The sequence below is a fragment of the Gemmata obscuriglobus genome, from assembly GCF_008065095.1.
Taxonomy (GTDB): Bacteria; Planctomycetota; Planctomycetia; order Gemmatales; family Gemmataceae; genus Gemmata; species Gemmata obscuriglobus.
This window is the reverse complement of record NZ_CP042911.1, coordinates 2881345-2893963: the sequence shown is the minus strand read 5'-3', so window position 1 is coordinate 2893963 and position 12619 is coordinate 2881345. Positions and strand designations below refer to the sequence as shown.

The window sequence follows — 12619 nt, the reverse complement described above, 5'->3', positions numbered from 1 at the left end:
CGGTAACGAAAGCGACCGTGTTGCAATGAACCCGATCCGCGAACGACGTTCTCAATTCCGATTCAACTTCTCTGAAAGGAAGCCGCCGGAAGAGCAAAACGTGCGTACCGGCCGCGCTCGCTCCACCTGCAGCGCCCGACGGCGGTTTTCACCGCGGCGCGTCCCCCAATCATAACAGCCGCTCGCGCTTCCGCAAAAGCCACTCGGCCAGCAGCAGCGACAGAACCAGCGCGTACAGCAGCGGGTGGTTCCACAGCGGCACCGGAGGGCACGGCTCGTTCAGCGTCACCCGCTGCGCGGCCTTCATATCGTTGAAGACATCGGTCGCGTTCGCGAGCGTGTAGAAACCGCCCCCGGAAACGCTCGCCGCAGCCTGAAGGTCGGCCCGGTTCAGTTCGGTCCGCGCCCGCTCGTCGACCGGGGGCAGCACCCGCGCGAGCGCGAACGGGCGGGAGCCCGGCACCTCCGGGTCCACCAGTTCGAACCGGTACTCGCCCTCCGGCGCCCGCGCCAGGGTCGCCGCGAACACCACGTTCGGCCCCGGCGCCCGCGTCAGGGTTAGGGTGGCAGTCTCGGTTCGCCCCGGGCGCGGGGCGCCGTCCTCGTTGGTCAGCGGCGCCCGGGTCATGAGGATTCGCACCGGGTTGTTGCCCACCGGTGCCGGCGCCTCGACCGGAAACCGCACCTCCACCGTCACCTTTTCGTCGCGGCGGAACTCGGACTTCGGCTGCACCCGCACCTCGGGGCGCCGCACCCGCGACCGCGCCAGCACCCGCACCGCCTGCATCCAGAACCGGTCGAAGTGCTCCTCGTCGTTGCGGAACCGCCACCGCCAGGTGTCATCGAACCCGAAGAACAGTACCGGGCCGTTGCCCACGAACTGTTGAACGACGAGCGGGTGGTTCTCGGCCGCCGGGCCGCCCTCGGCGCGCAGGGTCGGGTGGGTCGCAAGCACCCGGGCGGCGGGCTTTGTGCGGTACCCCTTGGCGTACCACAGTAGTTCCTGGAACTGGCTCCACTGCCGCGCCGACGCGCCCTCGTCGGGCGAGAGCAAGAACAGCGGGTGCTGGCGGCCGCTCGGGGTCCACTTCGGCCGGTACCCCTCGACCAGTGGTTGCTCCTCCGGGGGACGGGTCGCGGCGGGCGGGTCGCCAGGGGTGACGGGGAGCACCTCGGCCAGCGGGGTGTCGGCGAAGGCCGCGGGGGTGCCGTGCTCGCCGCACAGGAACAGTAACCCGCCGCCCTTCTCTTTCACAAAATCGGCCAGGTCGCGCAGCGCCACCGCGGGCCGCGGCACCTGCTTCGGGTCCACATCCCCGAGGATCACCACGTCGAAGTTAAACAGTTCGGTGCGGGTCGGGAAGTCGCCACGGAACGCCGACCGGTCGGTCTCGGCCCACCCCTTCGAGGCGTCCAGCAGTACCACCTGCGCCTCAATCGATTTCCCGCCGATCGACCTGTCCGACTCGCGCTCGAGCAGCACTTTTACGAACCGGAAGTCGTACCGCGGGTACCCCTCGACGTACAGCACGCGGACCCGCCGCGACTCGGTGACGAGCACCGTGCGTTGGGCCTCGTTGTTGCGCCTGTTGGTCTCGCTCGGCACCGCGGGCACGCTGAGGATGAACGTCTTCTCGCCCACCTCCTCGGGCACGTGCGTGAGGGTCACGTCCACCGGGTTACCGTTCAGATCGGGTGTGACGGTGGAGCGGCCGCGCTCCACAGCTTTGCCGTTCGGGAGCTTTTCGGAAAGCACCACGGTAACGGGGCTCGGCGGCACCTCGCCCCGTGCGGTCAGCCGCGCTTTGAAAACGAGTTGGTCGCCCCGCCCGACCACGTCCTCCACCTGGAGGTCGGTGAGCGCGAGGTCCGGCGCCTGCCACGGGTCGCCGGTACCGACGAGGTACAACGGCACCCCCTCGACCGCCGCCGTGCGAGCCGCCTTGGACAAGTCGTTGCCGGCGGTGGTCACCCCGTCGGTGAACATGATGACCGCCGCGAGGGCACTGCCGCGGAACCGTTTGAGCACGTCTTCGACCCCGTCGCCGAGGTTCGACCCGTCGCCGGCGGGTGGCAGTCCTACGAGGGCCTCCCGCACGTCATCGAGTCGCCCTTCCTCGTCCGCCGTAACGATCTGCCGCACCTGCGTGTCCACGGCAAAAACGTGGACGCGCACCTGCTTCTCGCGGAGCAACCGGTCGAGCCAGTCGGCGTCCTTGCGGGTGAGTAGCATCTGGGCCAGTTTCAGCCGGTGCGCGTCGGACAGGTTAGCGGCCTCGACCAGCTCCTCGGCCTTTGCACGCACCGCGGGGTCGCGCAACTCGTCCACCTTCGCCATGCTCGCGGACGTGTCGAGCAGGATCACGACCTCGGGCCAGCCCTCGCGGTCGAACCGGAGCGTCAGTTGGGCGAGTAGGACGTAGAACGCGAGCGCGAGTGTGACCGCGCGAAGGAGCGCCAGGACCAGCACGCGACCGCCCCCACCCGCCGCCCGCCGCTCGCACCAGTAGACCACTCCGGTGAGCGCGAGGCACAGTCCCGCGAGCCCCGCGACCGCGCGGCGGTCGGCGAGGGGGTTTTTGAAGAAGGCCGCGGTGCCCTCGAACCGCCACTTCGTCCCCTCGCCGGGGCCGGCCGCGGGCACGCCTGCGGCGCCTTCAATGGCGGATCGGATGTTGTGCGGGAGGAATGCGAGCGGGCTCCCGGTACGATCGGCGTGGAGCACCGCGAACAGCAAAAACGCCCCAACCCCGAGCGGAAGCAGCGCGCCAGCGAGGGCGAACACCTTTGCGGGAATTGCGCGCGCGGGCGGCGGCCCGGCCGCGCCCGCGCGCGACGGCCCGAGCCGCCAAGCGGCGACTAGTTCCGCCACCATCAAGAGCACCGCGAGCAGCACGGCCGCGCGAGCCACCTGCGGCCCACGGGGCTTCGGCGCGGTGGTGATCGTGGCCCCGCTCTCCTCGCTCGGCTTCACGTCAGCCGCGTCGGTCACGAACTGGAGCCCAGGGAGCGCACGGAACTCGCGCGGGTCGAGGCGCGCGAGGTCGGATTCAGTGGGCACGCCCGGCACGAGTTCGGGCACGTTGACCGCGAACACGCGGTCCGGTGCCCCGCTCAGTTCGAGCCGGTACAACCCGCTCACCGTGGTGCCAGCGAACCGGGCCACGCCGGCTTCGCCCTGCATGACAAGGGGCACGCTGGCGGCGAGCCCGTCCGGGCCGGTGAGCTTCGTGGCGAGCCCGGCGGCGCTGGCCGGGAAGAACTCCTCGATCCCGTCCCCGACGCGCAACGTGTGGCGGTCCGGGTTCGCGACGCAGTACTTCAGAAACTCGTGCCAGAACACGAGGTACGTCTGCATGGCGGGCCAGTCGGTCCAGTCGCGGTTGAACGTGCTGGCGAACGCGTACACCCGACCGCGGTGCTTCTTCCACTCGACCAGCGCGGGGTCCGGCTTCGCGGCGGACGCGCCCGGCGCCACAGGCGCGGAACCGGTACGAGAGAAGGCGAGGAGACGGTTCGGGTCGCCCTCGGCGGGCGCCTCGATCCGGACATAGGACCGGAACGGCTCGTTAATCAGCTCGGTCCGCAGTTCGGGGGCGCCGAACATGAGTAGGGGCGGCCGGCGGTAGGCCTCGTCCTCGGCGGCAAGCCGGAACCCGGGGTCATCCGGGCCACTCGCGGCTACGGTCTCAACGAGCGCACCGGGCAGCACGCCCTCACCACCGCGGTGAAAAACGGCGTTGTACTGGGCGCGATCGCGTGCGACGTTGGGGCCGCACCCGAACACGACGCTTCCGCCCCGCCGGAGCACCGCGTCCAGTTTCGCCGCCATGTCAGGAGTGGGTCCCGGTACGTCACAGAAGAACACGCAGTCCACTCCGTCCAGATCGCCGGCGGCGGTATCGGTGAACTCGGCCGGCGTGACCACCCTAGGGCGGTTCGGAGTGTCTGTGTATTTGGCCTGGGGCGGGAGCAGCGCGAAATTGAGCAGCGTGGCAGCCCGGCGCTTCGGGTCCGGATCGGATCGGCCGTCGACGAGCAGCGCGTGAATGCCGTCACGCACCTCGACCGCGATCGCGCGGGCGTCATCTGCCGGGAGGTCATCACGTCCGGCAACGCGTGCGAGCAGGACATGCACCCCGCGCTCGCGGAACCGATGAGGCACGTCCAGATCGAATCGGACGCTCTGTCGCCCGCCCGGCGTAACGGGTTCGAGTTCCTTCTGTGCAACGGGGACCGGTTCGCCCCCGGTCGGGCGCCCCACGAGGAGTTCGACGCGAACGCCCTTGCGCTCGGTCCGCCCCAAGTTCGCGACGCTAACGGTGACCGAAACGGGTTGGTCGACGAGCGGCCTGGGGTCTCCGAGCGCGACCTCGGCGACCGCGAGATTCTCGGCGTCACGCCCCGCGCAGTCCACGACGACGACATCGGCGCGAGTGGCGACGCGCTGCCACGCTTCGGCGGTGCCGTTCTCGGCACGGGGGACGGCGTTAGCCCAGGACGCCTTTTGGAGGTCGGTGAACACCGTCAGTTGACGGCGAGGGTACGCGCGGGGAGAGTGAGCCAAGATGTCCGCAAGGTTGGCGAGCACAGCCGCGTAGTCTCCGGCCCCATGTGTGGGCTTCACTTTTCTGAGTTCGGCTATAACCTTATCGCGGTCGTTGGCCGGCCCGGGAACGAGAGGCTGCGCGGCGCCGAGAACGAGGACGGTGTACCCGTCGCCATCGCGACCGGCGTGTACGAGCGACTCCGCTTGCGTGAGGGCGCGCTGGAACCGAGTCTGGTCACTGTCGGTGCGCGCGGTCATACTGAGTGAGGCGTCGAGCACGATCACGTGGTGCGTGCGTGGCACGTTGGCAACGGTTTCCGTGGCACCAGGCGTGATGCGCTGCCACAACTCTTCGGCGTTACGGCTGGTGGCCAGCATCGCGAACAGAACAAGGAGCAACGCGAAGACGCGGAGCACGAGGAGGAGCCACTGATCGATGCGGCGCTTGTGGCGACGCTCGGCGACAACGAGGAACCTGATCGCAGCCCAGGGAACGACCTGATAGCGTTTGCGGTAGAGGAGATGGATGAGGAGCGGGCCGGCGACGGCCGCGATACCAGCGGCGACCCAGGGAACGAGCGCAACGAACAGTGTGTACATGCGGTGCGCCGGTTTGCTGCGGAGCGAAACGGAAAGCGCGACTGGAACGGCGCGAACCAGCGGTAGCGGCTGGTGTCTTCAGTATGACGTGGGACGAAGCCGGTGGCAACGGACAGAAGAGGTCGGCAGCGGGTATTGACTCTGGGGTACCGGCCGATAACATAACCTCACGAAGGAAGCAACGGGCTGTAGCTCAGCTTGGCTAGAGCGCTTGGTTCGGGACCAAGAGGTCGTAGGTTCAAATCCTATCAGCCCGACTCGCAACCCCTGGCAACACCAGGGGTTGCAGTCTTTTCTGACTCCAGGTTCGGTTTGAATCTGCCCCTGCGGGCTTTCGCTGCGGGCAATCCGAACCGCAATAAACCGAACCAGACCAAACAAAATTTCCCGTCCGGTTGCCGCACCCACCTCTCGCGGGGTTACTATCCCCGGTTTCAAAACGAGAGGACCGAGATGCCGCGCGAACCGAAGCCGTACGTGGAGCGGGGCTGGTACATCAGCCGGCCCGGCGGGCAGTATCTGAAGTTGTGCCCGGTCGCCGACGGGATGACCGAGGCCCGCCGTCTGCTCAAGCTGGAACTCGGACGACTGGAAACCGAGCGCGAGCAGTCGAGCGGACGCCTCCCGACCAAGATGACGGTCACCGAGTTGTTCGTGATGTTCTTGGAGGACGTGCTGGCGACGAAGACCGAGGCCACGTTCCTCGACTACCAGCGGTGGTGTACCGAGTTCGCCAAAGAGTATGGCGGCAAGACGGCCCGGTCGCTGACCCGAGCCGACGCCAACGACTTCAAGCTGGCCATGACGAAGAGGACCTACGTCCGGGGCAAGAAGCCCCCCGAGCCGTACAAGCCGAAGACCGTTAACCACGCCCTCATCACCCTCCGCGCGGCCTTCAACTGGGCCATCGACACGGACCGCCTGCCCGCCGGCAAGAACCCGTTCGCCAACATTGAACTGCTCCCCTGCGAGGGCCGGCAGCGGGTGGCCACGGATGAGGAGTACCAGGCCCTGCTGAACCACTGCACGGACGACGCGTTCCGGGACGTGCTGGTCGCCATGCGGCACACCTCGGCGCGGCCCCAGGACATCTACAACCTGACCTGGGCGATGGTGGTGTGGGGGCGCAGCCGATGTGGGTGCTCACCAAACACAAGGGCCGGCGGACCGCCAAGAAACCGGAGCCCCGGGTCATCGGGATGCCGACCGCGGTCGAGACCGTGCTCCGGCGACGGATGGAGCAGTTCGGGACGACCGGGCACGTCTTCTTGAACGCCGACGGCCAGCCGTGGACGAAGAACGCACTCGGGCTGCGGATGCGGCGGCTCCGGGTCCGCGCCGGGGTTCAGGCGGATGAGCAGGGAGAGGAGTTCGTCCTCTATACCAACCGCCACACGTTCATGACCGCGGCCGGGGCCGACCCGACCATCTCGCCGCCCCACCTCGCTCGGCTCGGTGGGCACACCAACACCAAGACCACCGACAAGTACATCCACGCGAACTTGGCGGCGGTCGCCGATGCGGGACGCCGGGTCGGCGAGGGCATCAGCACTTCAGCCCCGGCATCAGGCGGTTGACCTTGTCCCTCAACTGGGTCCGGGTCGGCCGCTGGATGTCGGCCCGGTCCTTGCTCATCGACCATCTTTCCTAACTGGCTGCTGGCCTTATCAAGTAATCGTAAGCGTTCATGGGGGTGCGCCACCCGCTTTTGCCCGTCATTTTAGCCCGTTTGGATACGCGGTTGCCACAAGCGGGCATGTTCCGTAATCGAGCAGACGTCATGACGCCTGTTCCTCAACCGCCGGAACTGCCCGATAACTTACCACCGGCGGTGGTGGCGTATATTCGCGCCTTGGAGGCCACGATCACTGCTCTGGTGGCCGAGGTCGCCGAACTCAAGGCCCGACTCAACCAGAGCTCCACCAACTCGTCGAAGCCGCCCTCGTCCGATCCTCCGCAGGTGAAACTGGCCCCGCCCAAGGCCCCTTCGGGGAAGCGTCGGGGCGGGCAACCGGGGCATCCCAAAGCCGAGCGCACGCTCCTGCCACCCGATGAGATCCGGACCCTCAAGCCGTCCGTGTGCCGGGACTGCTCGCGGTCGCTGGCCGGGGACGATCCGGCTCCGGCCATTCATCAGGTCCACGAGTTGCCCGTTATCAAACCCCACGTGACCGAGTATCGGTGCCACCGGCTCCGGTGCCCCCACTGCGGCACGACCACGGTGCCCGCGGTGCCGTCGGAGGCGCGCACCGGATACGGCCCCCGGGCGCAGGCGGTGGCCGCGCTTCTCACCGGCTCGTGCCGTCTGGGCAAGCGGGGCACGAGCCAACTGTTCGACGATCTGTTCGGCCTGCCCCTGAGCCCGGCTATGGTGTGCAAGCTCCAGCACCGAACCGCCGAGGCGCTGAAGCCGGTGGCCGAACAGGCCCTGGTGTACACCCGCGGGCACCCGGCCAACGTGGACGAGACCGGTTGGAAGCAGGGGCGTCAGCGGGCCTGGCTGTGGGCCGCCGTGACCACGTTCGTGGTGGCGTTCCTGATCCGCCGGACCCGGGGCCGGGCCGCCTTTGATGACCTGCGTGCCGGGTCCACGGCCGTGCATACGACGGACCGGTATCCGGTGTACACGCACCTCGACAAGTACAAGCGTCAACTCTGCTGGGCGCACCTGCGACGCGATTTCCAGGCGATGATCGACCGGGGCGGTTCCGGACAGGCGATCGGCGCGGCTCTGTTGGCGTGTTCGGACGCCCTGTTCGAGAACTGGTATCGGGTCCGGGACGGAACCCTCGCGCGGTCCACATGTCGCTCGACCTACATCCCCGCGTTGCGTCGTCAGGTCGGCACGCACCTGCGGAACGGGGCGGCGTGCGGCTGCGCCAAGACCGCCACGACCTGCGCGGAACTGTTGTCGGTCGAGGCGTCGTTGTGGACGTTCGCGCGTGTCGTCGGCGTGGAACCGACCAACAACGCGGCCGAGCGTGAGGTGCGTCACGCCGTGTGCTGGCGCAAAACCAGCTTCGGGACCGACAGCGAACGCGGGAGCCGGTTCGTGGAACGAATCCTCACGGTGATCGCCTCGTGCCGCCGCCAGAAGCGCAACGTCTTGGCGTTCCTCATCGACGCCGTCACCGCACACCGGACCGGCGCGAAGGCACCGACGCTCGTTCCAGCTGAAGCTCAACAACAGAACGTTGTGAATCCGCTACTCGCCAACTGTTGATACACTGCCGCATCACCCGTGAACGCTTACCAGTAATCGCTTACGATTCTCGTAGAACTCCTTAACACCCGGTTGGGTCGCATCATCTGGATTCACGTCTTTGTCGGCGAATACAATCATCACCTCTTGGTCGTATTTAATAATGCCAGTTCGCAGTTCCTTATCAAACTTTACCGCTGCGGCGAGTTTCGAGCACATCGCGGCGAGGGCGGCATGAGTGGTCTGGACCGCGGCCTTGCGATTCTCGGCGATTTCCGTTCGGTTCTGCTCCTCCCGCAATCGTGCGAGTTCGGTTTGCTGCCGCTCCGTCTCCTTGCGATGACGTTCGGCTTCAACGCGCTGTTCCTCGACGAGCTTGGTTTGTTGCCCACGCATCTGCGCGCGCTATCGCTCAACTGTATAATTCTTTGTGATAGTACGTGCTCTTCGACCGACAAAGGTCCACCAACTACTGAAAACAAGAAGCCCAAACATTGCGAGGGCAACCCGTCGTGCAGCGTGTACATTGGGGCGTCCGGGAACTCAGCCATCAGCCGCGCACACGTCCGCAACACGCAGATGTAGCTCTCCACCGCCTGCATCCGGCGGGCGACCGCTGCGTTGTCGCGCCCGTTCACCTCGCGGACCGCCGCCCAAGCGGCCGGGAACTCGGCCGCGAACGCCTGACCAACCCGGGTCGTCGCCGCTTGCTCTGGCTTCCCGTACGCGACCGCGAAGAACTTCTCTTTGACCGTCGCCCGGTCGTACCCGGTCCGGTCCATGAGCCGCTCGTACAGCTGACCCTCGACGCACACCTCCAGAAACCGGTCCAGGTCACTCTGACTACCACCTGAATAGGTTCCCACATAAGGGAGAGGGCTTTGGGATGGGTTTGGTGGTGGTGTGTGTGGGGCAGCTAGCCATTGGGTGTAGGCTGCTAGCCCAGGGTCTATAGCTGCATCGGCCCGAAGGGTCAGTGCCATCAGCAACGGCTGACTGTTTGCCACGTCCGCGGCCCAGAGCGGCCGGCCGGCGTGCCGGACGAACGGCCGCAGCTCGCGACTCAGGTTCGTGAGGTTGGTGTGGACCCGCCCTTGGGCGCAGACCGTGAAGAAGAACTCGCGGTCCGCGATGCAGGTCAACGGGAGCGACACCTTCGGGTACCCGTCGCCGATGTCATCGCGATGGGCGAGCCAGTAACGCAACGACTTCGTGTAGAAGTAGAAGGTCGTGTTCGCCCGCGAGCGGGCGGCGGCGACCCACGCCGACATGTAGGCCAACGAGAAGAAGTCCCCGGAGTCGTGAACGCGGAGCACGGTGCAGAATACGCTCAAGCTGTCGAGGATGAGCCGCGTCATCTCGGCTGAGGAGTGGCACGCCCGCAGCTGCTCCAGGTTGTGCCAGCGTGACCGGCGCACTGAAGAGTGCCGGGCCTCGCCCATCGCGGCGTAGCAGCGAAAGGTAGTGTGCCGGCCGTCCTTAATCCGCCCGCTCTGGCGGTCGGCGCGGCTCTGGCATTGCCGAGCGAAGGGGCAACTATGCCCCGCGGGAAGGCTGAACGTCCATATGCCCGGGGCCAGTTTAGCGTTCCCGGACGCGAAAAACCGAAGCGGCCTGCGTGGGTGAGCGTCATTAGACTCGTTGCGCAATAGCGGTCGGTGGGCTATTCATAGGGCATGACGAATTACGAGAAGTTGTGTCGTAAGCCGTTGTTGTTCCGGATGTTCACGGGGTTGTCGGCCGCCGAGTTCGACCAGTTGGTGGCAGATCTCGAACCCGTGTGGCTCGCCCGCAAGGCCGAACGAGCCGCGGGCCGCCCGCGCCAACGCAAGCCCGGGGCCGGGCGCCCGGTGAAGCTGCTGTTCACCGAACGGCTGCTGATGGTGTTGCTGTACTATCGGGTGTACGTCCCGCAGGAGTTCGTCGGGTTCTTGTTCGGGGTCGATAAGGGAACCGTCTCTCGTGGCGTTCAGGAACTGGGACTGTGCATGGCCGGGGTGTTCCGCATCCCCGAGCGCCAGGTGCGGATCGATCCGGACGATCTGGTCGCGGTGTTCGTGGACGCGACCGAGCAACCGGTCAACCGCCCGAGTCGGAGGCAGCGGCGCAGCTACTCGGGGAAGAAGAAGCGTCACACGGTGACGCACCAGGTGGTGGTGACGCGCAAGCGAAAGGAGCCGGGGGACAAGCAGAAGGTGCGGATCAAGGCGGTGTCGAAGGCGGCCAAGGGTCGCGTTCACGACAAGAAGATGTACGACCAGTCGCGGCTGCGAATCGCCCCCGAAGTACCGAAGTCGGGTGACAGCGGGTACCAGGGGAGCAACCTGCGGGTGCCCAGGAAGAAGCCGAGGAACGGTGCGCTGAGCGACGAGGAGAAGCGATCCAATCGGCGCTTGGCACGGGAGCGGATCGTGGCCGAGCACGGGATCGGGAAGATGAAGATCTGGCGGATCGCGGCGGACCGGTACCGCAACCCGCCGCGCCGGCACACGGTCATGATGAAGAATGTGGCCGAGCTCCACAACCGCATGTACGGCTAATGCACACACATAATGGTGAGCACGGGGGCCGCCTCAACTCACGCCTATTGCGCAACGAGTCTATTAGTGTTGGTAGATATCAGGCAGCGAGTGAGGCCCAGTAGTCGTTCCACTGGGTTTTCTCACTGCGGAACAAGGCGCGGAGGTGGCAGGGATTTCTGACTCACACTCATTATCCCATTAAACCGACAAAAATGCCACCAACTTCTGTGACGCCCACCCGGCCTGCGTGTGGGCACGCTTGGCCTATGGACACCGGCCAAAGCTGGGTTAGTATGGGCCATGACTCTCTCCTGCTCATCAGGGGATGGTCAAGCACCTGGGGGAGTTAGGCAAGGGCGGGAATTTAATCTCCCGGCTCTTGGGGTTGGATCGTGAGGCTCCACTTGGGCAGGGTAGCTGAGCGTATCAGCCGTGCGGCGACGGTACGGAACGCGGCTCGAGCCACCCGCACGCCCTTCTCGTAAGCCGTCGTGGTTTCCCGAACGATCGGATGGAGCCCGCGCCACGTCATCGTTGCGGCCCACCGAAGTACATCCGCCACGGACGCGAACACGGTCCCGTTCCAGTGCCGCTCCAAGATGCCCCAACAGCGCTCGATCGGGTTGTACTTGCTGTGATACGGGGGTAGGTACACCAACTGCACCGTCACCCGGTGACGGTCCGCGAACGCGACCAGGCGCTTGAGGAATTGGGTTCGTGAGCTGTTGACTTCGGGGCCGTTATCCAACTCGAGGTGCAGGTGGGTGACGCCGGGGTACGCGACCTTCCGCTCGGCCCACCACCGTTCCAGCCCGTCGGCCCAGAAGTCGCTCGTCTCCCGCGAGTGCCCGAACAGGAACCACGGCTGATGGATCGGTTCGGCCCCGCGATTCAATTCCAGCACCCCGAACGGGACCAGCACCGCCTCGGGGGCCATGTCGTGATCGAGGGCCTTCACCGGTTCCGTCCCGCGGGCCGCACCACCGCGGGAGAACGCGCCCACCGCCACCTTCGCCTTGGTGTCGAGGGACACCCTCCGCGTGTCCGGGGCGGTTGCGGACGCGGCGCGGGCGTGTTGGACGTGGGCGAAGATGGCGTCGGTCTGGGGGACCTTTTTTGCGGCCGCGCCTTGAGCACCCGGCGCAGCTTATAGCCGAGGCGGTTGAGGATGTCACCGACCGTTTGGCGGGTCGGCACCTGGCCGGCCAGTTCGGGGACGGCCAGCAGCGCCTCGCGGACGGCCTTGGCGGTGATCCGCGTGTACGCGAACGGGGTCTGGAACGTGGGATCGGCCTGGGCGTGTGGATCGACCAACCGCCGGATGTGCTCCTCCACCGCGGGGTACAAATCCTCGGTGGGCGTGCGGCCGCGGGACTCGAACGCCTCCAGGCACCGGATCCCCGAGCGGAGTTCGTTCAACCCGGTGTGAACCGCTTCCCGGCCCCAACCGAACGTGGTCTCGGCGCGACGAGCGGACCCGCCGCAGTACGTGTTCGCCATCTCGGCTTGGAACCGGCGCCGCTTATGACCGGTGAGGAGCGTTGCGCCCAACAGGATAGTCCGGCGCAAGTCGTCCGTGAGTTCCGCCATCGACGCCTCCGTTGCGAGGCATACCTTGTAACAGGTTCCCGAGGACCCTGGTAGATCAACTTCCCGCTACTGCCTTAGCCGCTCCTCCAGGTGCAACTCGTACACGGACTCGCCAGCGGCGCCAGCGAAGGTCCGAAACGAACATGAGCCGGACTA

At 66.6% G+C, this 12619-nt stretch carries 6 protein-coding genes, 1 tRNA gene and 1 pseudogene; 5 read left to right on the top strand and 3 right to left on the bottom strand.

The window, feature by feature from the left end; genetic code table 11:
• Positions 1 to 169 precede the first annotated feature (169 nt).
• Complete coding sequence (locus tag GobsT_RS12050; RefSeq protein ID WP_109571130.1) at positions 170 to 5149, bottom strand: VWA domain-containing protein; 4980 nt, start codon at positions 5147 to 5149, stop codon at positions 170 to 172.
• Positions 5150 to 5331: 182 nt separating this feature from the next.
• Here GobsT_RS12050 and GobsT_RS12045 point away from each other — a divergent pair.
• From GobsT_RS12045 to GobsT_RS12025, 4 genes are all read left to right on the top strand, one after another.
• Positions 5332 to 5406, top strand: a tRNA-Pro gene (locus GobsT_RS12045).
• Between the two features lie 196 nt (positions 5407 to 5602).
• Positions 5603 to 6421: a phage integrase N-terminal SAM-like domain-containing protein gene (locus GobsT_RS12040; RefSeq protein ID WP_010043070.1), complete on the top strand. Its 819-nt coding sequence runs from the start codon at positions 5603 to 5605 to the stop codon at positions 6419 to 6421.
• Entirely contained in the window at positions 6349 to 6726 is a 378-nt protein-coding gene (locus GobsT_RS12035; protein ID WP_162683565.1) for a tyrosine-type recombinase/integrase, read from the top strand. Before GobsT_RS12040 ends, GobsT_RS12035 begins: the two co-directional genes overlap by 73 nt.
• 203 nt (positions 6727 to 6929) lie before the next feature.
• Complete coding sequence (locus tag GobsT_RS12025) at positions 6930 to 8372, top strand: IS66-like element ISGob4 family transposase (protein WP_029600604.1); 1443 nt, start codon at positions 6930 to 6932, stop codon at positions 8370 to 8372.
• 170 nt (positions 8373 to 8542) lie between these two features.
• Here the strand turns inward: GobsT_RS12025 and GobsT_RS12020 are convergent, their stop codons facing one another.
• On the bottom strand, positions 8543 to 10000 hold the full coding sequence (locus GobsT_RS12020) for a GP88 family protein (RefSeq protein WP_162097374.1): 1458 nt from the start codon (positions 9998 to 10000) through the stop codon (positions 8543 to 8545).
• Between the two features lie 27 nt (positions 10001 to 10027).
• On the opposite strand from GobsT_RS12020, the gene GobsT_RS12015 reads away from it, so the two are divergent.
• Positions 10028 to 10891 carry an IS5/IS1182 family transposase gene (locus tag GobsT_RS12015; RefSeq protein ID WP_010040951.1) on the top strand — a complete coding sequence of 288 codons (864 nt, stop codon included), beginning with the start codon at positions 10028 to 10030 and terminating at the stop codon, positions 10889 to 10891.
• A 346-nt stretch (positions 10892 to 11237) separates the two neighbouring features.
• Here the strand turns inward: GobsT_RS12015 and GobsT_RS39540 are convergent.
• A pseudogene (locus GobsT_RS39540) lies at positions 11238 to 12373 on the bottom strand (ISAzo13 family transposase).
• Positions 12374 to 12619: the final 246 nt, after the last annotated feature.

What these genes read in the sequence shown, in the direction of transcription:
- GobsT_RS12025 (WP_029600604.1), top strand. Translation starts at nt 6,930, where the DNA reads ATGACGCCTGTTCCTCAACCGCCGGAACTGCCCGATAACTTACCACCG.
- GobsT_RS12015 (WP_010040951.1), top strand. Translation starts at nt 10,028, where the DNA reads ATGACGAATTACGAGAAGTTGTGTCGTAAGCCGTTGTTGTTCCGGATG.
- GobsT_RS12050 (WP_109571130.1), bottom strand. Translation starts at nt 5,149, where the DNA reads ATGTACACACTGTTCGTTGCGCTCGTTCCCTGGGTCGCCGCTGGTATC.
- GobsT_RS12040 (WP_010043070.1), top strand. Translation starts at nt 5,603, where the DNA reads ATGCCGCGCGAACCGAAGCCGTACGTGGAGCGGGGCTGGTACATCAGC.
- GobsT_RS12035 (WP_162683565.1), top strand. Translation starts at nt 6,349, where the DNA reads ATGCCGACCGCGGTCGAGACCGTGCTCCGGCGACGGATGGAGCAGTTC.